This window comes from Actinoplanes sp. TBRC 11911, from assembly GCF_012933445.1.
In the GTDB taxonomy this organism is placed as follows: domain Bacteria; phylum Actinomycetota; class Actinomycetes; order Mycobacteriales; family Micromonosporaceae; genus Actinoplanes.
The window spans coordinates 141,695-165,604 of the sequence record NZ_JABBNC010000004.1; the positions used below are offsets into that span (position 1 = coordinate 141,695).

Sequence of the window (23,910 nt, forward strand, 5' to 3'; positions counted from 1 at the left end):
ATGCCCTACCGACGTATGACCAGTGCCGGCGCGTGGCTGGCCCTCACCGTCGCCGGCTTGTTCGGCCCGGCGTCGAGCGCATGGGCGGACGACGGCCCATCGGTCTCGGTCACGGTGCCGGAGCACACCACGCCGCCGGCTCAGCCGGTCACCCTCACGTGCGCCGGCGCCGACGGCAAGGCCCTGGGTGCCAACCCCACCCTGCACCCGCGTGACCAGCTTTCGTGTACGGGTACCGGGTTCGCCGCCGGTGAACCGGTGAACGCCACTCTCGCTCCCGCGCGCTCGTTGGGTACGGTCACCGCCGGCCAGGACGGCGAGTCGCAACTGGACGTCTCGCTGCCGGCCGATCTCGGAGCGGGCAGCCAGACTCTGCGGTTCACCGGTAACACGTCGCGGCGTACGGCGAGCTTCGCGTTCACCGTCACCATCGTCGTCTCGGTGCCGGTGGGCGGTGGCACCGCGGCGCCCGGCGACGGCTCGGACAATTCCGGTGGTCACGGGCTCGGCTCGCTCCCGCGTACCGGTCTGAACATCATGGGGATCGGCCTGGCCGGGGCGGTCCTGATCGGGGGCGGTGTGGTGCTGCGCCGGCTGGGCCGCCGGCGAAAGATCGCCGGACCCGGCGGTGATCGCGGATGACCGCCGTCGTCGAAGGCCGCCGTCCGGCGGCGCCCCCGCCCGTGCGCCCGACGGCGCCCGCGCCGCCGTCCGGCCGTCCCAGCGGCGGCTCCCGGCAATCGTTGCCGTCACCGTGGCAGGTGGCGTCGACCGCCATGCTTCTGTTGTCGGCGACGTTTTTCGTGTTCGTCGCGTACACCGGAGCCATCTCCTCGCTGCACCATTCGCGGGCTCAGCTGACCGCGTACGCCAACTTCCGCAAGACCCTGGCGGAGGCCACCGCGCCGGTCGCGGCCACCCGCCCGGACGACCCGAAGCGGCTGCTCGACCCCGGGACCGCGGTGACGTTGTTGTCCATCCCGCGGATCGGACTCCGCGAGGTCGTCTTCGAGGGCACCACCGGGTCGATCCTGCGGGACGGACCGGGCCACCTCCGCACGACGCCGCTACCGGGCCAGTCCGGCACCTCGGTGGTGATGGGCCGGGCCAGCACGTACGGTGGGCCGTTCGGCAAACTCTCCAGGCTGAACCCGGGTGACACGGTCACGGTCACCACCGGCCAGGGCGTCTCGACGTACCGGGTGCGAGGCGTGCGGCGCGGCGGCGATCCGCTCCCGCCGCCGCTCGCCGCGGGCGGCGGACGGTTGACCCTGACCACCGCCGACGGCTCGCCCTTCCTGCCCGCCGGCGTGCTTCGCGTCGACGCGGACCTGGTCTCCGCGGCGATGCCGACGCCGGCGAACCCCCTTACCCGGCACGACCTGTCGTCGGCCGAGCTGGCGATGGGCACCGACCAGTTCGCGTGGATGCAGCTCGTCCTGTGGGGCCAGGCGCTGGTGCTCGCCGCCGTCCTGATCGCCTGGACCCGGCTGCACTGGGGCCGCTGGCAGGTGTGGACGGTGTCGGTTCCGGTGCTGAGTTTCCTCAGCGTGGCGACTGCCGACCAGATCGCCCGCCTGTTGCCGAACCTGATGTGAGGAATGTCGAAGTGAACGATTACAAGGACACGCTCGAGTGGGCTCCGGCCGTCGACCCCTCCGGGCATCTGGCCGGGCTGGACGCGCGCGAGATCAGCGCCTGGTTCGGTGACCACCAGGTGCTCGACCGTGTGTCATTGCACATGCGTGCCGGTCAGGTCACCGCGCTCATCGGGCCTTCCGGCTGCGGGAAGTCCACCTTCCTGCGGATCCTGAACCGGATGCACGAGCTCGTCCCGGGGGCCAGCCTGGCTGGGGAAGTCCTGCTGGACGCCGAGGACATCTACGATTCCTCGCGGCGGCTCACCGAGGCACGCAGGCAGATCGGCATGGTTTTCCAGAAGCCGAACCCGTTCCCCGCCATGTCGATCTACGACAACGTCGTCGCGGGCCTCAAGCTCACCGGCCTCAAGGTGCGCCGTGGCGCCAAGGACATGCTGGTGGAGGAGTGCCTGACCAAGGCCGGGTTGTGGCGTGAGGTCCGCGACCGGCTTCGCCAACCGGGCGGCGCCCTCTCCGGCGGCCAGCAGCAGCGGCTCTGCATCGCCCGTTCGCTCGCCATTCGCCCGCGAGTGCTGCTCATGGACGAGCCGTGCTCGGCACTCGACCCGACATCGACCCGTGTCATCGAGGAGACCATCGCCGAGCTCGTCTCGGAGGTGACGATCGTCATCGTCACACACAACATGCAGCAGGCGGCGCGAGTCTCGAACGAGTGTGCTTTCTTTCTGGCCGAGCGCGGTCAGCCCGGTTCCATCGTGGAGCACGGCCCGACCGATGCCATGTTCGACGACCCGCAGGATCCACGCACCGCCGATTACGTCAACGGTCGCTTCGGCTGAGCGGGCGGCCGGCGTCGCCGACACGACGAACGCCCTCGACGATTTCGGCTTCCTCCAACGCCAGGAGGAAACGCGAAAGGTTGTACTCGCACTCGCGTACTCGCAAATAAGTCCGGCACGCGGTGGCCAAGGGTACGTCGTCGAGGGCGACACGCCAGGCCCAGCGGCCGTCCCGGTCGCTGGCGAAAAGGTGCGGCTTGAGCTCGGCCCGGTTTTGCTTGACCCGTAACGCGGCCGTCCGGCAATCCGAGTAGTTGTCACTGAGCGCGACGTCCTGGCCGAGCCGGCGATTGTTCGACGAGACCAGGAACCAGCGCATCCGGCCGCCCTGTAGGTTGTCGACGACGAGAAACCGGGAGCGCAACACCGGTGTGAGTCCTCCGTGATTGGCGTGGGTAGGGGTGGTGCACGCCGCCGCGGGAGGCGTGCCGTCACGTCCCGTCCCGGTAGCATCGGTAAGACTCTGCGTGCGCAGTGGACTGAATGACAGCTGAACGCGGACGATGCGTGAACAACTTCCTTACGCTCGGTCGATGTCTGACATATGGGTCGCCATTGTGGCCGGCTGCGGTTCCGTGGCCTGTGTGGGCGGCGTTTCCGCACCGGCACCATGCGCCCCGGGGCCCGGCTGCCGCCGTCTTCCTCGCCGGCCGGGCGCCAGATCATGCCGGGCGGATGTCTCGGCGGCCCCTGCGGTCGAGATCGCCCAGCACACGATCGGCTGCGCCCGTTGCTCTCGACGGCTGGGCCGCGCCGTGCTGCACGTCCTCGCGCATCGGCCGCTCACCGCCGAACTCTTGGCCTCCGCACGTGGCGGTGCGGCGTGGTGGTGGTCAACGCCTGCTCAGCGTGCGGTGGTGTGAGGGTCTCGGGGAGTTGGGACTTGGTGTGCGGTGGTGTGAGGGCCGGCGCCTCGGAAGTTGGGGCTCCAACATGCGGCGGTGTTGGGGGCCGGGGCCCGGCCGCCGCCGTCCTCGGTGGCCGGGCTCCGGAGTGTGCTGGACGGGAAGTTTCGGCGCCCCCGCGGCCGAAACCGTTTCCCGCCCTGCGCGAGTGTGCCGGGAACGAGGTGGGCGCCTCGTCCCCGGCCGAACGTGCATTACCGCCGGAATCACACTGCTTGGCGAGGGGTGCCTCCTTTCGCCGCTGGGTCAAGTCTGAGTGGGAGCGCTCCCATTTCAGACTCTAACTCTCCAGAGAGGATTGCGGAATGGGTCAGGTGGTTGCGGCGCAGTCAATCGTGGGGGGTGACCGGGCTGCCGGACGCCAGGAAGCCGAAGTTTGTGCTCGTGCCGGCCGCCCAAAGTGCCGTTATATGCGGCATTTGTCGCCGTAATCTGACTGCCGCTCGCGTTCACCGTCGCGATCCAGGCCTGCTGCACGGTCACGGCGCCCGGATAGGTCAGCGTGACCGTCCAGCCGCGGATCGGCGCGGAGCAAGCGGTGACGGTCACTCCACCTTGGTAGCCGCCTCGCCAAGAACTGCTTACCGTGTACGCCGCGGAGCACGTCCCAGAAGCAGGCGGCGTCGTCGTCGTGGGAGGTGGCGTCGACTCCCCGGCCCCGCCCCCACTGACGGGATGTCGTGAGTTTTGATGTTCCGGTTGTTGAATGCGGCCGGACGGACACGGCCGGTGGATAACCACGAGAAGTTGTCGTACCCGGATGCTTAACTCGACCCCACCCAGTGACACGGGTGGGCGCCGGCGGCGGACCTGCCATACGTGGAGGTGCGGCGCCGCGCGCAGACGTTCGGCGGCACGCGTACACCTTGGCGGCACGCGCAGACGTTCGGCGGCACGCGTACACCTTGGCGGCACGCGTAGACCTTTGGCGCCACGCGTAGACCTTTGGCCGTCGCGGCCCTGGCGGCGCCCCGCATAACGTCGTCGCATGCTTCTCCTCGCCCATGCCAGTGACATCCACATCGATTCCGACGAGCGCAGTGCCGAGCGCGCGGGCCGCGTGGTGCGTTATCTCGCGCGGCTGCCGACCCCGCCGGACGCGCTGCTGGTCACCGGCGACCTCGCCGACCATGGCGAGCCCGCCGAATATGAGGTGGTCCGCGCCCTGTTCGACGAGCTGCCGTTCCCGGTGCTGTTCTGTCCGGGCAACCATGACGTGCGCGAGCCGTACCGCAAGGCGCTGCTGCGCGACGATTCCGGTGCGGTGGGGCCGGTCGATCGGGCGTACGAAATCGGCGGGGTCTTGATCTTGATGGTCGATTCCAGCATCCCCGGGCGCCACGACGGGTTGCTCTCCGACGACACATTGGCCTGGCTTGACGTACGCCTCGCCGCCCGCCCCGGGATGCCCGCGCTGATCGCCTTTCACCATCCGCCGGTCGTGCTCGGCATGCCGTTCGTCGACGGGATCCGCCAGTTCGAGGAGCAGCGGCTCGCCGCCCTGGTCGAGCGACATCCGCAGATCGTGGCGCTGCTGTGCGGCCACGCCCACACGCCGGCCGCGACCACCTTCGCCGGGCGGCCGCTGATCGTCGCGCCAGGGGTGGTGTCGACGTCGATGCTGCCGTTCGAGACCGACGCGATCGTCGACCCGAGCCTGCCGCCGATGATCGCGTTCCATCTGATCGAAACGCCCGCGGCCGGAGCGGAGGGGGCCCGTCTCACCAGCCACTTTCGTGTCATGGCATGAACCTTGGTTGCAAACCTGGCGAACTGGCCTCCCGCACCCCACGAGACGCGGATCATGTGCGCATGGGTGTCATGGCTTACCCCCTCCGGTACGCGCTAGCCGACCTTGCCCTGGCGCTCAGCCGGGTCTCCAACGATCCGGCCGAGGTCCGCTCCACCGCGGCCCGTGCGGCGGCCGACATGATCGGGGACGGGGCCGGCGTCCAGCTGCTGAACGACGACGGACGGTACGACGCGATCACCTACCACCACATCGACGACGAGCGGTCGGCGTCGCTCGGCCGGGTGCTGGACCACGCCGGCCAGCTGCCCGACGACGACTTCTCGACCACCCTCGCGGCGAGCCGGCGGCCCATCGTGCTCGCCGGGGACGGCGTCGAGCCACTGGCCGGCGACGAGCACCAGATCCACGCGGCGGTGCTGTGCCCGGTGATCGTCGACAACACGTACGCGGGCTATCTGGTCCTGACCCGCGAGACGCCCGGCTCGCTCTACTCGACCGCCGAGGTGGAACTGGCCCGCGACATCGCGGGGGAGCTGGCGCTGGCGTCCTCGAGTGCCCGCGCGCTGGAGCGGCTGCGGGCCAGCGAGGAGCGCTACCGCCGGGTGCTGGAGACCATCCCCGAGGGGGTGCTGCAGATCGACTCGGACGGCGTCATCACGTACGCGAACGAGCCGATCGGTGTCGTGCTGGGCATGCCGCGGTCGCAGCTCGTCGGGGTGTCGCTGCGCGGCTTCCTGGACAACATGGGGCAGAAGGAACTGGCCCGCCGCATCACCGAGTGCGAGGCCGGCAGGTCGACGGTCGGTGCCACCCGGCTGATGCGCGCCGACGGTTCGCAGCGCAGCGTCCGGATGAGCATGATGCCGCTGAGCGACGATCATGGCTCGTTCAACGGCGTGGTCTGCATGGTCACCGACACCACCGACCACATCGACGCGCGCGGGCTCAAGCGCCAGCTCGACCACCTGCGCCGGCTGGACAGCCTGGGCCAGCTCATCGGCGGCATCTCGCACGACTTCAACAACCTGCTCACCGTCATCGGCGGCTCGGCCGACATGATCGCGTCGAACGCCGACGAAAGCTCGCCGGAGCACCGGCTGGCCGCCGACATCCTGGAGGCGGTCGGCACCGGACGCACGCTCACCCACCAGCTGCTGGCGTTCGGCCGCAGCGACGGCAACCGCCCCGAGATCATCCCCATCCCCGACCTGCTCACCGACGTGCAGTCGCTGTTCAGCCGTACGCTCGGCGAGCACATCGGCCTCGACCTGGCGTTCGGGCCGGACGTGTGGCCGATCCGCGCCGAGCGCGGCCCGCTGGAACAGGCCCTGGTCAACCTCGCCGCCAACGCCCGCGACGCGATGCTGCACGGCGGCATGCTCCGGGTCGCCGCGATGAACGAGGTGGTCGAGCAGAACAAGGCGGCCGCGGGAGCCCCGGCCGGCCGCCTGGTGCACATGGTCATCACCGACACCGGCATCGGCATGACCGAGGAGGTCCGGCAGCGGGCGCTCGAGCCGTTCTTCACCACCCGGCCGACCGCCGCGGGCCTGGGCCTGGCGACCACGGCCGGCATCGTGCAGGGCATCGGCGGCTACATCGAGCTGGAGTCCCAGCCACGGATGGGCACGACCGTCCACCTGTACCTGCCGGCCGCCGAGCAGCGCACCAGCCCCGCCGAGGCCCGCCAGCACACCACCGCCGTCATCGGCCGCGTGCTGATCGTCGAGGACCAGCCCGAGGTCGCCCAGCTGGTGCAGCGCCTGATCGAGCCGGCCGGCTACGCGATCACGGTCGCCACCGACGCCTTGACCGCGGTCACCCAGGTCGCGGCCGGCGCCCACCCCGACCTCCTGATCACCGACGTGGTGATGCCCGCGATGACCGGCCCCGAGCTGGCGAACGCCCTCCGCACCCACCACCCGGACCTACCGGTCCTCTACATGTCGGGCTATACGGCGGCGTCGCTGGGCCCGCAGCTGCACCTGGACGACAACAGCATGCTGATCGAAAAGCCGTTCACCCGCTCAACCTTGCTGGGCGCGATCCGCACGCTGTGCGGCCCCCAGCCCACCGACTGACCTGGCTCGCCACGGCGGCTACGCGGCGTTCCTGCCCAACCGGTGCGGTGTTCCCCGCCCAACCGGTGCGTTGTTCCCGCCGAACCCGTGCGGTGTTCCCGCCTAACCTGCGCGGCGGCCACCGCTGAGCCATGGCCGAAATTTCCGACATGCCTCAGGCGAATTCGCATTCAGCGCCAGACGTCCTTAGCGATCGCCGTTTGCCCCTCGATTCGCATATCGGAAATATCCGGCGGACAAGGCTAGAACCCGGGAGCGGCTCAGCGCCTTCCCGGCCGGCAGCTCGGTGTCGAGCGTGTGCCACACCCGCGCCCGGACTAAGTCATAACCGCGAGTGGTGAGGCGATAACCGATGGCGGCCGCCGAGGTCGTCATGGTCGCGCGGCGACCCGCCTGCGACCCGGGCGGTCCAATATGTGGACACCGCAGCCACATCATGGATTTTTGCGAATCTTGGAAACTTGCGCCCACATATGAGCCATAACTTACCAAGGTTCACATTCAGCCGTGAAAGCGTGCCGGGCGAAAGCCGCACCAAGTGACAAAACCACCCTCCATAATGGATGAAGGTCCCATATCGCGGACACTGGGTCCACGACGTGGTCACCTGTCTCAGCAGGTGGTCGTCCGTCCCGCGGAATGGAAGCACCGCCCTCGCGTGCCGCCCGCCACGATTCACGAGTCGCGCGGCGACCCGCGCGCCGCGCCACGACGCTGAGTGGATCTTGCCAATACCGGAAATATCGGATATGTGAGGGTGGCGGCAGAGCTGCGTTCCCCGTCGACCGCGCGCCTTAGGACTTGCTCGTCTCGGGCGGCCCGCCTGGGTACCCGCAATCGATATCGGTCACCTTGCGCCATGGCAACCCGCGGTACCGGGGCCTCGCGTGCCGGGGTGCCGGGGTGCCGGGGTGCCGGGGTGCCGGGGTGCCGGGTGCCGGGGTGCCGGGTGCCGGGTGCCGGGTGCCGGGTGCCGGGTGCCGGGTGCCGGGTGCCGGGTGCCGGGTGCCGGGTGCCGGGTGCCGGGTGCCGCGTGCCGCGTGCCGCGTGCCGCGTGCCGCGTGCTGATCAGCGAACGAAGCGCGGTGCGATCCGGTAACGGGACGGCCGCGACTCCTACCAAAGGTGCGAACTCGGGCGCCAGGGCTTGCCAGTCGATCCGGACAAACAGCAAGATTCCGGGGCACTGCCGACACCGGAGGGAGCACCTGTGACTCAGGATCGCACGAGGGATCGTTCGAGCAGCGGAGCACGCGCCGAGTCGCACGGAGCACGCGACGGCGCAGGCGCCGAGTCGCACAGAGCGGGCGCCGAGTCGCACGGAGCAGGCACCAAGTCGCACGGGGCGCACTCCGAGCCGCGCGGGGCGCACTCCGAGCCGCGCGGGGCGCACTCCGAGGCGTACGGGGCGCACTCCGGGTCGCACGCGGCGCACTCCGAGTCGCACGCGGCGCACTCCGGGTCGCACGGCGCGTCGACCATGGACCTGAGCGGGCGCTGCGTCGGCAACTCCTACATTCTCGTGCAACCCATCGGACAAGGCGCCACCGGGACCGTATGGCGCGGCGTGGACCGCTCCAGCGGTGACCCGGTCGCCGTGAAGCTGCTGCACGAGAGCCTGCTGCGCCAGCCCCGCCTGGTCACCCGCTTCGTGCAGGAACGAACCATCCTGCTGATGCTCCGCCACCGCAACGTCGTCCGGGTGCGCGACCTGTTCAGCGTCGGCGAAACGCTCGGCCTCGTCATGGACCTGGTGTCCGGCGGCAGCCTGCGCGATCACCTGCGCGAGCACCACACGGTCGCGGCCGGCGAGGCGGCCCGGCTGGCCGCGCAGGTCGCCGCCGCGCTCGCCGAGGCGCACGAGCTCGGCATCGTGCACCGCGACCTCAAGCCGGACAACATCCTGCTCAAGACCGACAAGCAGGGCCGCCTGGACACCCGGCTCACCGACTTCGGCATCGCCCGCATCCTCAACACGCCGAGCATGACCACGCCCAACGCGGTCGTCGGCACCCCGCACTACATGGCCCCGGAGGCGTTCCACGGGGTCACCGCCAGCCCGGCCACCGACGTGTACGCGCTCGGCGTCCTGCTTTACGAACTCGTGTGCGGCCACCCGCCGTACCGCAGCGACTCGATCCCCGACCTGATGCGCCAGCACATGGACGGCGGCCCGGAACGGCGAGCAGGCATTCCCGACGGCCTCTGGGACGTGATCATGTCGTGCATGGCGCAGAAGCCGCGCCTGCGTCCGACCGCCGCCGAGCTGGTAGCCGATCTCTCCGACCTGTCGCGCCGCTTCGAGCGGGTGGTGGCGCTGCCCAGGCCAGAGGCGCCGGCGTCCGCGGAGCCGGCCGACGACGCCGTCGACAAACCGCCGATGTCCGTCATCCCCGCCCCGCGCCGCCCAGGAAAGCGCAACCAGGCACCGAGCTGGCGCTGGGCTCGTCCGGGTGCGAGCGTCGCCTTGATCGCCGGCGCCATGGTCGCCTCCGCCGTAGCCACGATCGCCTGGAACTTCGGCCGCGCGAACGGCGAGCCGCCCGCCGAACCGCATGTGCTCGCCGCCCCGACGGCCAAGCAGCCGCACCCGGCAAGCGGCGTCTCGCAAGCCGCTGCACAGGCCGCGCGGCGCGACAAGAATCAACCCCAGGCAACCCGGCCGTCCCAGCAGCAACTGCCGCCTCGTCCGGCCGTTGTGGTCACGGTTCCTGCTCCCCCCGTACGCGGGAACGCCGCACCCGGCAAACAAAGCGCGACCAGATCGCCGCAGCCGGAGGCGAAGCCGTACGGCCCGTGGCAATGCCAGCAGCGATACGCGTTCGATTTCGCCAGCAAGACGCCGTTCGCGGTGTCGCCGTGCTCGATGGTCGGCCGCGACATCCAGTACAAGGGCTCGCTCGCCGGACCGGGCGGCGGCACCGGCTCGATCACGATGAGCCTCCAGGACGCCGGCAGCGGACGCACCGTAGCCGGCCCGAGAACGTGCGGTGGCCTGACCTTCGGCGGCGACGTCGCCACCCGCACCTGCGGCTCCTTCGCGGCCACGCCGGCCCACGGCCACGACTACCTCGTCGTGCTTTCGTACCGGTATGAGCGCAACGGGCGTACGGTCGCCAGCACCGCGAAGGGATCGACGTTCCGCTGGTGAAATTAGTTCGAGGGTTTGAGCGTTTGCCGCTATCGTGACGCGCATGTTCGCACCCGGTCTGAAGCTGCCCCTCGCGGCGGCTCCCGTGTGCGCAGAGTCGCGAGTCTGACCCTTCCCCTGAAGCAGCAGAACCCGGGGAAGGGTGTCTGCCAGGTTCTGGCGCGCGTCTCGCCGGCGACGAGCCGTGCGCAATCCCCGCTACCGCCTTACATCCAGTAAGGATTTGATCAACCATGGCGAAGAGCCAGTTCGTGCGGACCAAGCCGCACGTCAACATCGGCACGATGGGTCACGTCGACCACGGCAAGACGACCCTGACCGCCGCCATCACGAAGGTCCTCGCCGACCGCGACCCGGCCTCCAACCGGTACGTCGCGTTCGAGGGCATCGACAAGGCCCCGGAGGAGGCCGCCCGCGGCATCACCATCACCATCGCGCACGTCGAGTACGAGACGCCGAGCCGGCACTACGCGCACGTCGACATGCCCGGCCACGCCGACTACGTGAAGAACATGATCACGGGGGCGGCGCAGGTGGACGGGGCGATCCTGGTCGTCTCCGCGCAGGACGGCGCGATGCCGCAGACCCGCGAGCACGTGCTGCTCGCCCAGCGGGTCGGCGTCCCGTACCTGGTGGTGGCCTTGAACAAGAGCGACGCGGTGGACGACCCGGAGCTGCTCGACCTGGTCGAGCTCGAGGTGCGTGAGCTGCTCAGCGAGTACGGCTTCCCGGGCGACGAGGTGCCGGTCGTACGCGTGAGCGCGCTCAAGGCGCTGGAGGGCGACCCGCGTTGGGTGTCGTCCGTCGTGGAGCTGCTCGACGCGGTCGACTCGTACGTGCCGATCCCGCCGCGCGACGTCGACCTGCCGTTCCTCATGCCGATCGAGAACACGCTCACGATCAGCGGCCGGGGCACGGTGGTGACCGGCAAGGTCACGCGCGGCACGCTGCGCGTCGGCGAGCCGGTCGAGGTCGTCGGCCTCGGCGACACGGTGACGACGGTGGCCACCGGCTTGGAGATGTTCGGCAAGTCGCTGGACTCGGCCGAGGCCGGCGACCAGGCGGCGATCCTGCTCCGCGGCATCAAGCGCGAGCAGGTCCAGCGCGGCCAGGTGGTCGCGGTCCCGGGTTCGGTGACGGCCCACCGCGTCTTCGAGGCCCGCATGTACGCCTTGACGAAGGAGGAGGGTGGCCGGCACACGCCGTTCGAGCGGAACTACCGTCCGCAGTTCTACTTCCACACCACGGACGTGGACGGCGGCCTCGACCTGGGCGACCGTGACCTGGTCATGCCGGGCGACTCGCTGGACCGCGTGGTGGTGACGCTGGGCAAGCCGGTGGCGCTCGAGGTCGGCTTGGGCTTCGCGGTCCGCGAGGGCAACCGCACGGTCGCGGCCGGCACCGTCACCGCGCTGCTGGACGAGTAGCGAACCGCGCCGGCGTCCGCAAGGGCGCCAGCGCGGGTGACAGAGCGTCGTCGAGTCTGTACTGTCGGTCACATGCCCGAGACTCGCAGTGTCGACAGTGATTGGCGGAGCAGCGAATATTGCTCCGTCGCGGTCAAGCGCAACGGCCCGGACGAGGTCCTGCTCCGCGACAACCAGCGGCCCGCGACCGTGCTGCGCCTGACGACCGCCGAGTGGTCAGCTTTCCGCGACCGCGTCACGAGCGGCGAGTTCGACTAGTTTCTTCGAGTGTGACGGCCGGCAGTGCTCAGTGGATAGCGGCGGTCCGGGCCCGCGAGTCGGACTGCCCCGACCGCCTCTTTTCCGACCCGTTCGCCCACGACTTGGCGGGCCCGCTCGGCTTCGAGCGGATGGCCGCGTCCGAGCGAGCGACCGGCGGCGAAAACCAGTTCCTTCCCGTACGCGTCCGCTGGTTCGACGACGTGACCATGGCGGCGGTGTCCGATGGGGTACGGCAGGTCGTGCTGCTCGGCGCCGGAATGGACACCCGGGCATACCGGCTGGAGCTGCCGTCCGACCTGGACTGGTACGAGCTCGACCGCCCCGAGGTGCTGGCCGGCAAAACGATCGCCGCGCCACCACTATGCCGCCGCCACGCGGTCGGTGCCGACCTGTCCGCGAACTGGGCGGGTTCGCTGCTCGCCGCCGGCTTCCGTCGGGACACCCCGACGCTGTGGCTGGCCGAGGGCCTCTTCTTCTACCTCACCGAAGCCATGATCGTGGCCATGCTGCGCGAGGCGGCCGTGCTGTCGGGCCCGGGCAGCCGGGTGGCCGCCGACGTGATGTCCGCGACCGGCCTGGACACACCGGCGATGCGGCCGTACCGGGCGTGGTGCGAGCGCAACGGCATGCCACCACCGTTCGGGTCGGACGATCCGGTGGGGCTGTTGTCGGACGGTGGATGGCGGGCCGACCGGGTCACCGCTCCGGGCGCGCCGGACGCCAACTACGGTCGCCTCCCCGAGAGCCCCGACGGGGTGGTGCCTGGCCGGGTCCATCTGGTGATCGGCATGGCTCAGCCTGACTGAGCCTCTCGAGGCTCTGGCGCGAGGGTTGGTTGGGCTTCGCGGTCCGCGCGGGCAGTCGCGCGTAGCCGACAACGCGGTTATGGCATCTGCATCGCTGCTGTCTGCGCTACGTCAGGCAGCTACCCGGCTGTCACCACGTCAGCGCAGGTCACCGCTGCGGCCAGCGAAGTTCTGCAGACGTTCAGCATGCCTTCGCGCCCATTATGCGAAATAAGGTGTGCCCGGCTATCAGCTACACCGCAGATAGACACTACCGATCAAGTTTGAGCCGGACACATACTGGAATCAACGGAGAGGTATACCAGCAGCCCTTCTCCCGCAATCCCCTGAAGGCGGTGGGAACTGTGCCAGTTTTCTATCGTGGCCGGCGAGCTTTGATCACACACCGCGTCTTCGAGACGGTGCGGCTCGATCGGGTGCAATTCCCCATCAAGGACTTGGCCGACGTCCACATTGTCCGATTTGATCCTGCACAAGAGCCGGCACGTCGGATCCTAGGGTTATCCGCTCTATGCGCAGCCTTTGTCGTTGTGCCGATCGTCGGCCCCACTTCGAAAACCGTGGCCGCCCTGGCGATCGTCGCCCTTCTGGCCGGATCGGCGACGAACCTGCGCCGACGATCGCGAGCGCGATGGGAACTGGTCGCCAACTGTCAGGGCCAGCCGGTCTCACTGTTCGAGTCCGACGACCAAACCGAGTTCGATCAGGTTTCCCGCGGTCTGCGACGAGCGCTCGATCAGCACCGGGAGCGCTAGTCGGCGTGGGACCACGTCCCAGGTGGGACAGGTCCCACGCCATGGTGTTGCTACCAGCCTTTCCAATTGCCCCGTTCAATATCATCCATAAATTCCGACCACGTGGCGCGCGTGAAGCTGAGGAACCGCCGGCTCGTATCCCTGGAGCCTCGCATCAGGACACGATCACCGTCTTCAGCGACCTCGACGCAGTACCCGTCGGCGCAGAACGTGCTTCGCCGCCAAATCCTGGTGTCGTCGGTTGCTTCCGTCATTGGTCTTCAACCTCCCCATAGTTTCGGATCCGCAGCAGCTTGCTATGGCCGCAGCGGCGGATTGTTTTCGACAATCGCCGATGGGCGATCCAGTCGCGCCCGGAGATCTGCTGCCTTCGCTCTGATTAGCCGCAGCGAAGCGTCTTCGGGAAGCGAGAGCTTCCAGAGCTCCTCGAACGCGTTCCGGTAGGAACGGATTTTTTCCGGGTCATGATCGATGTGATCAGCGGTGAACAGCTCGCGATAAAGCACGGCACCGTCGGCATCGTCGTCACCGAGGTTCATGACGACGAAGGTGCCCGACATGCGGATGGCTGCGCCTTGGCTCTGCTCGAGAGGGATGATTCGAATGAACACCTTCGGGCGGGTAGCCACCTCGGCGAGGTGTTCCAGCTGCTCGGCGGCGAGGCGAGTCCCGCCGAAGATCCTGAGGATGACACTCTCATCGAGTACCAGGTAGTACTCGGGTGCATCCGGGCGCTCGATGAGATCGGCGCGGCGACGCATCCGAACCTCGAAACGGACCCTGCGCTCGTCCTCGTTGAGGATGGTGCCGCGCTCGCCGAGGATGTGGTCGGCCATGGCGGGCGTCTGCAGCACACCGGGGATCAGGATGGGCTGGTAGACGCGGATTTTCGTCGCCACGGCCTCGAACTGTAGGAGGCGTCGAAGCCCGACGGTGAGATACCTGCGGTACTCCGCGCTGGTGGTCCAGCGTTCACGTCGCGCGAGCCGCGCGTCCTTCACCAGCGTGGCAACAAGATCGAGATCCGTGACGCCGTACAGCTCGACGGTGGCTCGCAGGTCCGTTTCGGACACGGCCACTTCGCCGGTTTCCATCCGCTGCACCTTGGACAACGACCAGCCGAGCCGCTGGGCGAGATCGGTCTGGGTGAGGTCGGCCTCGCCGCGAGCTTGCCGCAGCCAGCGGCGCACTCGCTGTCGCGCCACGGCCGGTGTGTCGCCGCCGAGCGAACTCGTCATGGCCCCACTTCCGTCGATCTAATCGCCGGCAAGTCAATGAGGGAGAATCCATAACAGCTACACTGCTGGCTGCAACATAGCAGCCAGTTCGGGATATGTCATCGTTGATCTGCGCCGCGAACCAGTCGCGCGTGCGCTTTGTGCAGACACGCACATCCTCTTGCCCCTCGACCGCCGCGATCAGGTCAAGCGCGCTCGTGACGCCCGGTGGTCGAATGTGTACTCCCGGTCATGATTTCGGCCGGGGAGCGAGGGAGTCCCGCGGGGAGACTTCGACGATCCGCGCGGCTGATCAGCCTCGCTCCTGCCACGTGCAGATGCACATTCGGTTGCCCTCGGCGTCGGCCAGGACCCAGAACGCCGGGGCGTTGGCGTCGCTCACGACGGTGCCGCCGGCCGCCACCGCCGCGTCGATGCGGGGCTGCACCTGGGCGGGGTCCAGCCACAGGTCGAAGTGCCAGCGCTGGCGGGGCTCCTCGTCGCCGGAGTGCTGGAACCAGACCGTGGGGAGCACGCCGCGCGGGTCCCTCACCTCGTCGCCGGCCAGCGACGTGCCGAGCACCGCGGCCCAGAAGCCGTCGATGCCGGGCTGGTGGGGAGTGTCCAGGCCGATCTCGAGCTGGGCGGTCTCCTCGCGCGCGGTGCTCAGGCCCGCGGCGGCGGCCAGCGCGTCGATCCACCGTGCCAGCCGTACGTCGCGGGCGGTGACCCCGCCGGTGTCGTGGCTGGTCAGCCTGATCGCGACGGTGGTGTAGCGCAGGTCCACGTCCGGGTGGTGGTCCATCTCCTCGGCGGCCGCGCCGATCGCGTTGACCAGGGCCAAGCCGGTCGCGAAGTCCGGTGTGGTGATGCGGGTGCGGAGGCTGTCGATGAGGTACGCCCAGCCGTCCAGCTTCTCCGCGGCGATCTGTTGCCCGGTGAGCTTCGTCATCTCGCCATGCTGTCGCAACCGGGGCGATTTCTGCAGCCCTAGACTTGTTTTACGTGATGTTGCCAGTACCGGACGGACCATTCGACGCGTACCTGTTCGACTGCGACGGGACGATCACCGACTCGATGCCGCTTCACTACCTCGCGTGGCAGGGGGCGTTCGCCGAGTACGGCGCGGTCTTCACCGAGGACCGCTTCTACGAGTGGGGTGGCCGCCCGGCCGCGGACATCATCGTGGACCTGAACGCCGAGCAGGGGCTCGCGATGCCGGTCGACGCGGTGACCGAGCGCCACGGACGGCTGTTCCTCGAGACGCTACCCAGGGTGACGGCGATCCCGAGTGTGCTGGAGCACGTGCACGAGGCGTACGGGAAAATGCCGTTGGCCGTGGTCTCGGGGAGCACGCGCGAGATCGTCGCGGGGTCGCTGGACGCGCTGGGGATCCTCGATCGGTTCGACGTGCTGGTGTGCGCGGGCGACTACGTGAACCCGAAGCCCGACCCGGAATGTTTCCTGGTGGCGGCCGCGAAGCTGGGTGTGGAGCCGGCGCGGTGCCTCGTGTTCGAAGACAGTGACCTGGGCATCCGGGGAGCGCTGGACGCCGGGATGGCGGCCGTTAAGGTGCCGTCCCCCAGGTAACCGGGGGACGGCCCCGAAAGTCAGCCGGCGCAGGAAACGGTCGGCCAGGTCGTGCTGCCGTTCTTCTGGATCGTCACACCCCAGTTGTTGCCGCTGCCGTTCGGCTTGGCGGTCAGCACCTGGGCGCTCGGATAGCTGGCGTTGATGTTCCAGGTGGACATGATCTTCTCGGGCGCCGGGACGTTCATCGTCACGGTCCACGCGCTGGAGCCGGTCACCGCCACGTTCAGGTTGTAGCGATCGCTCCAGCTCAGCCCGGCCGACAAGGTCGCCGAACACGAGGAGGAGCCACCACCGCCGCCGGATGTCGAACCCAGCGTGATGTTCGAGTTGCCACTGCTCTGGTAACCCTCGGTCGCCATGATCTGGTAGTCGTGACTGCCCAGGCTCATCCCGGCCCGAGCCCACGCGTCAAAATGGTTACCGACCGTAATAGTGCCGCCGGTCTTCTTCTGCTGCCGGACACTCCAGTATTGGTTGAACGTCCGCACCCCGTCGATCGAGGGCGCGTTCACCCGGGTGGTCTGGTAGATGTCGTAGGTGCCGCCGTCGCTGGTCACCGTGCCCTTGAACGTGCCGGTCGGGCGGTAAGTGCCCCAGTTGTCGACGATGTAGTACTCGACCAGCGGGTTACGCGTCCACCCGTACAGGGCCAGATAGGCATTGCCGGACGGGTTGAAGCTGCCGGAATAGGTGACCGTGCGCCGGCCGCCGGGCATCCAGCCCTTGCCGGCCACGAAGTTGCCGGTGTTGCTCCACGACGTGCTGTAGTTGCCGCCGGCGCCGAGTTCCATCGACACCGTGCCCTGGCTGTCGGTCCAGAACGAGTAGAAGTAGCCGTTGTTCGTGCCGGTCTGATTGGTGGTCACCGCGGCCTGTGCGGCGGCCGCAGGGAGTAGGGCCGCGACGATCGCCAGGACGACGGCGGCGCCGAGGCGCTTGACGGGGACATGGTTCATCAGCGCTTTCCTCCTTGTGTGAAGGACTGCGGGGGACGAATGAACGCATCGATGGGGATCGACCCGTTGGTGGCGTCAGTATTGGACGGGTCAGTTCGCCATGTCAACAACTTTCGGACATCTATCGGTAATTTCAAGGCATATGTAAAGGCCGGAAGGTGAGAACGGTGGCGACATGACAAGATCCAGAGTGCCGAAACTTTCGGAGATCTTCCGGATATTAATCGCTACCGATTTGCACCTTTTTCGGGACCACGCGAGCAAGCCGCTTTTGGCAGGATCTCCGCCATGCTTCGCGTCTACTCGCTGTTCGTGCTCATCGACCTCGCGCTGCTGGTCATCGCCCTGATCGACTGCCTGTCCGCCGAGGAGCACACGATCCGGGCCCTGCCACGGGTGGCCTGGGTCTTCCTCATCCTGTTGTTCTCGCCGATCGGCGCGATCGCGTGGTTCGTCGCCGGCCGTCCGGCCCCGCCGGTACGCCTGAGCAACGGCACGGTGTGGCGCCCGGGCAGCGGCTTCCCGGAGAACGAGCGCCCCCGCCCGCGGGCCGCCCCCGACGACGACCCCGAGTTCCTCAAGAGCCTGGCCGCGTCCCTCGCCGAGGACGAGTCGATGATGAAGAAGTGGGAAACCGATCTGCGTCGCCGCGAGGAGGAGCTCCGCCGCAAGCAGGGCGAGCCGGAGGCCTGAGGGTCCGGCACGCTCCGGCGGCGTCCGCGCGCTTCGCGTTCTTCCCGTCGATGGGCGAGTACGCCGCCTACGACGACGCGGTCTACGACGCCTTCGACACGCCGGACGCCCGCCATCGCGCCTACCGCGACGCCATCGCGCAAGCCGCTCCCGGCCGGATCGTGCTCGACATCGGCACCGGCCGGGACGCGTTGTGGGCGATCGAGGCGGCGAAGGCGGGCGCCCGGCACGTGTACGCGATCGAGGCGCACCCGGATTTCGCCCGGGCGGCCGTCGCGGCGGTGCAGAAAGCCGGGCTGCGCGATCAGGTCACGGTCCTGCCGGGTCTTTCCACCGAGCAGACCCTTCCCGTACGCGTCGAGGTCTGTGTCTCGGAGATCATCGGCAACGTGGCATCGGCCGAAGGGATGATCCCGGTCCTGAACGACGCTCGCGCCCGTCTGTGCACACCGGACTGCACGTGGATCCCGTTCCGTGCGCAGACCTGGGCGGCGGCGGTCGACCTTGCCCGGCCGGTGCTCGCGACCGAGGCGCTGCCGTATCTCGACGCGGTCTTCGCCGCGGCCGGCGGGCCGTTCGATCTGCGTCTGTGCCTCGCCGGCCCGGTTCACGAGCTGCTGGTCTCCGAGCCGGCGCTGGTGGAGTCGCTGGTCTTCGACTCCCGTCGACCGCCACCGCCGCCGTCCGAGAAAGTCACGGTCGACCTCGGCAATCGCGGAACCGGACTCTTGCTCTGGACCCGGGTGGCCGTCACCTCGGCCGGCCGCGAGATCGACACGTTGAGCGGCGACAGCCGCGGCTGGGCGCCGATCTACGTACCGGCGTCAGCGTCGACCGTGGAGTTCGCCCGGCGGACCAGCGACGACCTGATCCACCCGGACTACGAGATCAACACGCTGATGAGCCCGCACCACGGCGGAGCGTTTCGCGGAACCGAGCTGCATCGGTGGCTGTTCCCGGCCTAGCGCTGCCAGGGTGCGGCGAGCATGCCGGCGACCAGGTCGGACCGTTCGTAGCCGGGCAGGAAGTGCTCGAGAACGTCGGACCACACCGTTCCCCGTACGGTCGCCGGGCGGTTCCGGAGTCCGTCGATCATCAGGCGGAAGAACTCGTTCGGGAAGTCGCCGCGCGGGTGGGCCTCGACGATCTCCCGGATCCGCTCGCCGTCCAGCCGGTCCAGGCCCAGGCCGTACATCTCGGTGAGCACGCCCAGGTGCAGCGCGGCCGCTTCCGGGCCCATCCGGACCGCGATGCCCGGCGTCGTGTGCATCGCGACCGCCGTCCACACGGTTTCACTCTCCGCGGCGGAGAAGCCGCGCGCCTGCAGGAAGTCGCGCGCGTGGTCGGCGCCGTCGAGCTCGAAGCGCTGCTCGGCGTCGGAGAAGGGGGTCAGCAGGCCGGCGTCGTGGAACATGGCCGCCAGGTAGAGCAGTTCGGGATCCGGTTTGAGGTCGAGCCGCTGCGCCTGTAACTCGCTGAACAGGAAGATCCGGCGGGAGTGGTGGTAGATGAGCGGGTCGGTCACCAGGGCGCTCGCCTCGGTGGCCGCCGCCGTGTCCGGAACCTCGATACCCGCGATGAACTGTGCCATGATCCGTGCCCCTCGATGCGACGAAAGTGTTCACCTTCGATGCTGACGAGACCGGGCGCGCGCGTCCGCCTCGATACAGCCAGGAACCACTCGGATCCGGACGGTGACTTCCACCTCTTTCCGGGCACTGACCTGCATCGATGACCCGTCGCCACGGCCGACCCGTTGCAGGTTAGTTAAAGGCCTTAATAAACTCCCGTTGATCTATCTCTTCGGGAGGTCTGGTGAAGCGATCGATAACCGCGGCGCTCGCTGTCGCATCGACGGCGATGACGCTGCTCGCAGCCGCGCAACCCGCGTCCGCCGGTGGACACGGCGGCCACAGCACACCGAACGGGCACGGCGCACTCGTGACCGGCACCTACTCGACGGGCGCCTCGGCCGCGTGGAAACCCCTGCCCTCCACCCGCGTCGGCGACGGCCGGAACGCGACCACGGACGCCACCGTCGTCGTCGACCCGTCGCAGCAACGTCAGCCGTACAGCGGCATCGGGTTTTCGATCGACGAGACCAGCGTCGCCAACCTGTGGAAGCTGACCCCGGCCGAACGCGAGAAGGCCATCCGCCTGCTGGCCGACCCGAACAGCGGCGCCGGCTTCGACCGGTTCCGGCTCACCATCGGCAGCCCGGACCTCATCGAACACCTACCCTTCTGGTCCTACGACGACCTCCCGGCCGGGGTGAGCGACGACTTCGCCCTGACTCACTTCTCCATCCAGCGCGACATCGACCTGCACATGGTCGACACGGTCAAGCTGATCCAGAAGTACAACCCGAAGGCGACCTTCTTCGCCTCCGCCTGGAGCGCGCCGGCCTGGATGAAGACGAACAACCAGTTCACCGGCGAGGTCGCGCTCAAGCCGGGTAGTAGTACCGACTACTACCAGGTGGGCAAGCTTCGCGACGACTGCATCGACGTGTTCGCCAGGTACTACGTCAAGTACCTCCAGGCGTACGGGAAACAAGGCATCAAAGTCGACGCGCTGACGCTGCTCAACGAGCCCGGGATGGATGTGGTCTATCCGGCCATGGACATCAGCATCGACCAGCAGCAGAAACTCGCGGTCGCGATCAAGCGGGAGGTGCGCAAGGCGCATCTGGACACGCAGCTCTACGTGCACGACTTCAACTTCTGGGACTGGCGCGACCCGAACAGCACGGCGACCAAGAACTACTACCGGATCATGAACGACCCGGCCACTCGCCAGGCGGCCGACTCGATCGCGTTCCATCCGTACTGGGGCGACCCGAGCGTGATGCGCGACGCGTACGAGGAGTTCGGCAAGCCGGTGCAGATGACCGAGACCAGCGACCTCGGCGCCTCCACCGTGCTGAACTACTTCCGGCTGGACGCGAGCTCGTACATCCTGTGGGCGCAGACGACCGACCAGAACGGCGGGACGCTGCACTGGACGGACAAACGCGACAACAATGTGGACTGGGACGAGATCGGCCGCACCACGCACTGGACCGATCGCCTGGTCACGGTCGACACCAACACCAAGACCTTTGCCGTACGCGATGAGCTGTACCCGCTCGGGCAGTTCGCTCGCTACCTTTCACCGTCGGACGTGCGGGTCGAGTCGAGCGGCACCACGAACGGGATCAGCAACGTGGTCTACCACGACGGCGACCGGTTCACCGCGATCCTGGCCAACGACAACGCGGTGGCGTCCTCGGTTCGGGTGGTGCTGGGCGGCTCGTCGTTCGTGGTGTCCGTGCCCGCGGGTGCGTACGCCACGTACCGGTGGCAGGCCTCGGCGCCCTCGGCGCACGGCAACCACGCGCCCGTCCTGCGCGACGTACCGGCCGTGACCGCGGATCAATACGGGACCACCCGGGTACGCCTCGCCGCCGTCGACCGGGATCGCGACCGGCTCGCCTTCTACGCCGACGACCTGCCCGGCGGGGTGTCGCTCGACTCGTCGACCGGCGTGGTGACCTTGTCGCCGACCGCCGCGGGTTCGCAGGATCTGACCTTCTACGTGACCGACGGGGCCGCGCGTGACTCGGTGACGGTGCACGTGACGGTGGTCCCGCACGGCGCGCCGATCGGCACTCGGGTCGAGGCCGAGGCGTACGCGGCGCAGCATGGCTGGACCGACGGCGGCGCCAACTTCGTCGAGAGCAACGGAGCGGCCAGCGGCGGCAGGGACGTCGGCTGGACCGCGTCCGGGAACTGGCTCGCCTACCGGGTGGACGTGGCCCAGGCCGGCACGTACGACCTGGAGCTGCGTGTGGCGAACGGGACCGGCGCGCCGGCTCCGGGCGCGATCTCGTTCCGGGACGCGGCGGGCGCGACGCTGGCCACCGTGTCGGTGCCGGACACCGGCGGGTGGGGCTCGTACCAGTCGGTGCACGTCCCGGTGTCGCTGGCCGCCGGCGACCAGCAGGTGACGGTGTTCTGCGAGACCGGCGGGTTCAACATCGACTACGTGCGGCTGAGCTGAGGCGGTGGGGGCCGTGCCGCCGTTCGCGACGTGGCCCCCACGCTGCTATGCCGGGTTGGTCGCCTCCACCAGCTATGCCGGGTTGGTCGCCTCCACCAGCTATGCCGGGTTCGTTGCCTCCACCAGCTATGCCGGGTTCGTTGCCTCCACCAGCTATGCCGGGTTCGTTGCCTCCACCAGCTATGCCGGGTTCGTTGCCTCCACCAGTGCGGGGAGGTAGCCGAACGTGTAGCCGGACTGGTTGGGGTGGAAGGAGTTCTGCGGCGGGAGCACCGTCAGACCGTTCAGGTACGGGGTGGCGGCGCAGATGCCGTGGCCGGCGAACTCGTCCCGGACGTCCGAGAAGAGGAAGCCCGCCGCGGCCGCGTGCTCGCGGATCAGATTGTCCAGCACGTCCGCGCCGCCGTTCAGCGCGCGCCGCTTGGTCAGGCTCATGCCGGCCAGACCGCAGGACGCCGACGACGTGTCGAACAACAGCGGATAGCCGAGCACGACCACCGTCGCGTTGCGGGCCTTCGCGCGGATCGCCTGATATGTGGCGTCCAATTTGGCCGGTAACGTGGCTTCGATGTCGGCGCGGGCCTGAGCAACCTTGGCGGCGCACGCTTCATTGCTCGAAACCTGGCAGCTCAGCACGGTCGGCGCGAACCCCGCGTCGTTGCCGCCGATCGTCAACGAGATCAGATCGGCCCCGCTGCTGAGGAATGGGACCTGCAGATTGCGGACGTCGCCGGTGACCGCGCCGCCGCACGTCAGGTTGGTGAACGATCTGGGTCTGGTCGCATTCGCGAACTGGCCGGGGTAGCCGTTCGGGCTCTGGAAACACAGGCCGCGCTGGCCGGGCGCGCCCACACCGGACGAGTACGAATCGCCGAGCGCGACATAGTCGACGTCGGCCGACGCCGCGGTGGCGGGACCCGCCGCGACGCCCAGGCAGAGCACTGTGGTGGTGACGAGACAGCCGAGGAGCGTGAGACGCCTGCTCATCGAAGTGGCCTCCGGTCCGTGGGGGAGAGGAAGCCGAAGCGCTTCGGATTACCGGCAACGTAAGCCAACCGGGCGAAAAAGTAACGACCTGACTTTCCGGTTACGCCGTAGTAACATCCGTCGATGTGACCTGCATCTATGACAGGCGGTCATCGTTCTGTGTACGCTGCATCACTTCTCTCATCGGTGGCTCAGCCGCTCTTCAGCATGCCCACAGAACACGGGGCTAACGTCGTGCAGATGGAAGAAGAACGGGCACGACGGGTCGTCGAGACGCTGCGCGGGCGCAACGTCTTCGCCCACGTGAAATTGCCGCACGCCGGCATCACCCAGTACGGGATCCGGGTGGTCCTGCCCGACGGCCGCGAAGCCATCTGGGACAACGACGGCACCGCGGGCCTCGAGGCACAAATCATGCGTAACGGGATCCTGGTCGGCTTCGTCGCCTCGATCCCGGGCTCGGAGAATTTCGGCGACGGCCAGATCGTCGAGGCGATCGCCACGGCCGACTACGACCGCCCGGTCGGCGGCAGCACGCGCCCGGCGGCCCCGCGTTCTGCGCCGGCCCCGGCACCGGCCCGGCCGTCGATCAGCTTGGCGCAGCGGTTGCGCGGGGGGTTCCGCAGCTAGGTTGTGCTTGGGTTGATGCTGATGGTGCGGGGCCGCCGCTGGTGGTGCAGGGGCGTCGCTGGTGGTGCAGGGGCGTCGCTGGTGGTGCAGGGGCGTCGCTGGTGATGCCGTGTCGCGGCTGGTTGGTGCCGGGGCGCCGCGAATAGCGAACAGGGCCGCGGCTGGCTCGGCGCACCATGCCGGCGCGCCGCCGGGTGGTGTCCGGTCAGCGCTA

General features: G+C 68.7%; 23 protein-coding genes. 15 read left to right on the plus strand and 8 right to left on the minus strand.

From position 1 onward, the window contains the following. From HH310_RS08365 to HH310_RS08375, 3 genes are all read left to right on the plus strand, one after another. Positions 1-642, plus strand: coding sequence for a hypothetical protein (locus HH310_RS08365; RefSeq protein WP_169174855.1), 642 nt, complete (start codon positions 1-3; stop codon positions 640-642). Next, positions 639-1,598 carry a sortase gene (locus tag HH310_RS08370; RefSeq protein WP_169174856.1) on the plus strand — a complete coding sequence of 320 codons (960 nt, stop codon included), beginning with the start codon at positions 639-641 and terminating at the stop codon, positions 1,596-1,598. Before HH310_RS08365 ends, HH310_RS08370 begins: the two co-directional genes overlap by 4 nt. Positions 1,599-1,666: 68 nt before the next feature. After that, positions 1,667-2,440, plus strand: a complete 774-nt coding sequence (locus tag HH310_RS08375) for a phosphate ABC transporter ATP-binding protein (RefSeq protein WP_248293834.1) — start codon at positions 1,667-1,669, stop codon at positions 2,438-2,440. Here HH310_RS08375 and HH310_RS08380 read toward each other — a convergent pair. Together HH310_RS08380 and HH310_RS08385 are read right to left on the minus strand one after the other, a co-directional pair. Beyond that, positions 2,421-2,807 (minus strand): hypothetical protein, encoded by a 387-nt coding sequence (locus HH310_RS08380; RefSeq protein ID WP_169174857.1) that lies wholly within the window; start codon positions 2,805-2,807, stop codon positions 2,421-2,423. The genes HH310_RS08375 and HH310_RS08380 overlap by 20 nt on opposite strands. An 811-nt stretch (positions 2,808-3,618) precedes the next feature. Next, complete coding sequence (locus tag HH310_RS08385; RefSeq protein ID WP_312033911.1) at positions 3,619-4,368, minus strand: cellulose binding domain-containing protein; 750 nt, start codon at positions 4,366-4,368, stop codon at positions 3,619-3,621. On the opposite strand from HH310_RS08385, the gene HH310_RS08390 reads away from it, so the two are divergent. From HH310_RS08390 to HH310_RS43635, 7 genes are all read left to right on the plus strand, one after another. Further along, complete coding sequence (locus tag HH310_RS08390; RefSeq protein WP_169174858.1) at positions 4,334-5,095, plus strand: phosphodiesterase; 762 nt, start codon at positions 4,334-4,336, stop codon at positions 5,093-5,095. The genes HH310_RS08385 and HH310_RS08390 overlap by 35 nt on opposite strands. A gap of 71 nt (positions 5,096-5,166) precedes the next feature. Beyond that, positions 5,167-7,179 carry a PAS domain-containing sensor histidine kinase gene (locus HH310_RS08395; RefSeq protein WP_248293804.1) on the plus strand — a complete coding sequence of 671 codons (2,013 nt, stop codon included), beginning with the start codon at positions 5,167-5,169 and terminating at the stop codon, positions 7,177-7,179. A 1,210-nt stretch (positions 7,180-8,389) separates the two neighbouring features. Then, positions 8,390-10,330: a protein kinase domain-containing protein gene (locus HH310_RS08400; protein ID WP_312033912.1), complete on the plus strand. Its 1,941-nt coding sequence runs from the start codon at positions 8,390-8,392 to the stop codon at positions 10,328-10,330. 233 nt (positions 10,331-10,563) lie between these two features. Then, positions 10,564-11,757: an elongation factor Tu gene (gene tuf / locus HH310_RS08405; RefSeq protein WP_169174860.1), complete on the plus strand. Its 1,194-nt coding sequence runs from the start codon at positions 10,564-10,566 to the stop codon at positions 11,755-11,757. A 72-nt stretch (positions 11,758-11,829) separates the two neighbouring features. Next, complete coding sequence (locus HH310_RS08410) at positions 11,830-12,015, plus strand: DUF397 domain-containing protein (RefSeq protein WP_169174861.1); 186 nt, start codon at positions 11,830-11,832, stop codon at positions 12,013-12,015. Between the two features lie 11 nt (positions 12,016-12,026). Next, positions 12,027-12,824, plus strand: coding sequence for an SAM-dependent methyltransferase (locus HH310_RS08415; protein ID WP_169174862.1), 798 nt, complete (start codon positions 12,027-12,029; stop codon positions 12,822-12,824). A gap of 203 nt (positions 12,825-13,027) precedes the next feature. Next, entirely contained in the window at positions 13,028-13,579 is a 552-nt protein-coding gene (locus HH310_RS43635; protein ID WP_248293805.1) for a DUF6232 family protein, read from the plus strand. A 50-nt stretch (positions 13,580-13,629) separates the two neighbouring features. Here the strand turns inward: HH310_RS43635 and HH310_RS45750 are convergent, their stop codons facing one another. The 3 genes from HH310_RS45750 to HH310_RS08435 form a co-directional block, all read right to left on the minus strand. Next, positions 13,630-13,833: a DUF397 domain-containing protein gene (locus tag HH310_RS45750; protein ID WP_169174864.1), complete on the minus strand. Its 204-nt coding sequence runs from the start codon at positions 13,831-13,833 to the stop codon at positions 13,630-13,632. Positions 13,834-13,875: 42 nt separating this feature from the next. Next, positions 13,876-14,817 (minus strand): helix-turn-helix transcriptional regulator, encoded by a 942-nt coding sequence (locus tag HH310_RS08430; protein ID WP_169174865.1) that lies wholly within the window; start codon positions 14,815-14,817, stop codon positions 13,876-13,878. 292 nt (positions 14,818-15,109) lie between these two features. Beyond that, positions 15,110-15,748 (minus strand): 4a-hydroxytetrahydrobiopterin dehydratase, encoded by a 639-nt coding sequence (locus HH310_RS08435; protein WP_169174866.1) that lies wholly within the window; start codon positions 15,746-15,748, stop codon positions 15,110-15,112. Positions 15,749-15,804: 56 nt separating this feature from the next. On the opposite strand from HH310_RS08435, the gene HH310_RS08440 reads away from it, so the two are divergent. After that, complete coding sequence (locus tag HH310_RS08440; protein ID WP_211191940.1) at positions 15,805-16,386, plus strand: HAD family phosphatase; 582 nt, start codon at positions 15,805-15,807, stop codon at positions 16,384-16,386. 20 nt (positions 16,387-16,406) lie between these two features. On the opposite strand, the gene HH310_RS08445 is transcribed toward HH310_RS08440, so the two are convergent. Next, positions 16,407-17,345: a glycoside hydrolase family 11 protein gene (locus HH310_RS08445; protein ID WP_169174868.1), complete on the minus strand. Its 939-nt coding sequence runs from the start codon at positions 17,343-17,345 to the stop codon at positions 16,407-16,409. Positions 17,346-17,633: 288 nt separating this feature from the next. On the opposite strand from HH310_RS08445, the gene HH310_RS08450 reads away from it, so the two are divergent. Together HH310_RS08450 and HH310_RS08455 are read left to right on the plus strand one after the other, a co-directional pair. Further along, a complete protein-coding gene (locus HH310_RS08450; protein ID WP_169174869.1) occupies positions 17,634-18,038 on the plus strand; it encodes a PLD nuclease N-terminal domain-containing protein in 405 nt (134 codons plus the stop codon). Between the two features lie 50 nt (positions 18,039-18,088). Next, positions 18,089-19,003: a 50S ribosomal protein L11 methyltransferase gene (locus HH310_RS08455; protein WP_169174870.1), complete on the plus strand. Its 915-nt coding sequence runs from the start codon at positions 18,089-18,091 to the stop codon at positions 19,001-19,003. Here HH310_RS08455 and HH310_RS08460 read toward each other — a convergent pair. After that, entirely contained in the window at positions 19,000-19,629 is a 630-nt protein-coding gene (locus HH310_RS08460) for an HD domain-containing protein (protein ID WP_169174871.1), read from the minus strand. The two genes, HH310_RS08455 and HH310_RS08460, sit on opposite strands and share 4 nt — an antisense overlap. Positions 19,630-19,853: 224 nt before the next feature. Here HH310_RS08460 and HH310_RS08465 point away from each other — a divergent pair, with 224 nt between their 5' ends. Further along, entirely contained in the window at positions 19,854-22,079 is a 2,226-nt protein-coding gene (locus HH310_RS08465; protein WP_312033913.1) for a carbohydrate-binding protein, read from the plus strand. A 180-nt stretch (positions 22,080-22,259) separates the two neighbouring features. Here the strand turns inward: HH310_RS08465 and HH310_RS08470 are convergent, their stop codons facing one another. Further along, positions 22,260-23,066: an SGNH/GDSL hydrolase family protein gene (locus tag HH310_RS08470; RefSeq protein ID WP_169174872.1), complete on the minus strand. Its 807-nt coding sequence runs from the start codon at positions 23,064-23,066 to the stop codon at positions 22,260-22,262. Positions 23,067-23,306: 240 nt separating this feature from the next. On the opposite strand from HH310_RS08470, the gene HH310_RS08475 reads away from it, so the two are divergent. Continuing rightward, entirely contained in the window at positions 23,307-23,696 is a 390-nt protein-coding gene (locus HH310_RS08475) for a hypothetical protein (protein WP_169174873.1), read from the plus strand. Positions 23,697-23,910: the final 214 nt, after the last annotated feature.

Coding starts and splice junctions, on each gene's coding strand:
- HH310_RS08365 (WP_169174855.1), top strand. CDS start 1: ATGCCCTACCGACGTATGACCAGTGCCGGCGCGTGGCTGGCCCTCACC.
- HH310_RS08370 (WP_169174856.1), top strand. CDS start 639: ATGACCGCCGTCGTCGAAGGCCGCCGTCCGGCGGCGCCCCCGCCCGTG.
- HH310_RS08390 (WP_169174858.1), top strand. CDS start 4,334: ATGCTTCTCCTCGCCCATGCCAGTGACATCCACATCGATTCCGACGAG.
- HH310_RS08385 (WP_312033911.1), bottom strand. CDS start 4,368: ATGTGGATGTCACTGGCATGGGCGAGGAGAAGCATGCGACGACGTTAT.
- HH310_RS08395 (WP_248293804.1), top strand. CDS start 5,167: ATGGCTTACCCCCTCCGGTACGCGCTAGCCGACCTTGCCCTGGCGCTC.
- tuf (WP_169174860.1), top strand. CDS start 10,564: ATGGCGAAGAGCCAGTTCGTGCGGACCAAGCCGCACGTCAACATCGGC.
- HH310_RS08410 (WP_169174861.1), top strand. CDS start 11,830: ATGCCCGAGACTCGCAGTGTCGACAGTGATTGGCGGAGCAGCGAATAT.
- HH310_RS43635 (WP_248293805.1), top strand. CDS start 13,028: ATGCGAAATAAGGTGTGCCCGGCTATCAGCTACACCGCAGATAGACAC.
- HH310_RS45750 (WP_169174864.1), bottom strand. CDS start 13,833: ATGACGGAAGCAACCGACGACACCAGGATTTGGCGGCGAAGCACGTTC.
- HH310_RS08430 (WP_169174865.1), bottom strand. CDS start 14,817: ATGACGAGTTCGCTCGGCGGCGACACACCGGCCGTGGCGCGACAGCGA.
- HH310_RS08435 (WP_169174866.1), bottom strand. CDS start 15,748: ATGACGAAGCTCACCGGGCAACAGATCGCCGCGGAGAAGCTGGACGGC.
- HH310_RS08440 (WP_211191940.1), top strand. CDS start 15,805: ATGTTGCCAGTACCGGACGGACCATTCGACGCGTACCTGTTCGACTGC.
- HH310_RS08445 (WP_169174868.1), bottom strand. CDS start 17,345: ATGAACCATGTCCCCGTCAAGCGCCTCGGCGCCGCCGTCGTCCTGGCG.
- HH310_RS08450 (WP_169174869.1), top strand. CDS start 17,634: ATGCTTCGCGTCTACTCGCTGTTCGTGCTCATCGACCTCGCGCTGCTG.
- HH310_RS08455 (WP_169174870.1), top strand. CDS start 18,089: ATGGGCGAGTACGCCGCCTACGACGACGCGGTCTACGACGCCTTCGAC.
- HH310_RS08460 (WP_169174871.1), bottom strand. CDS start 19,629: ATGGCACAGTTCATCGCGGGTATCGAGGTTCCGGACACGGCGGCGGCC.
- HH310_RS08470 (WP_169174872.1), bottom strand. CDS start 23,066: ATGAGCAGGCGTCTCACGCTCCTCGGCTGTCTCGTCACCACCACAGTG.
- HH310_RS08475 (WP_169174873.1), top strand. CDS start 23,307: ATGGAAGAAGAACGGGCACGACGGGTCGTCGAGACGCTGCGCGGGCGC.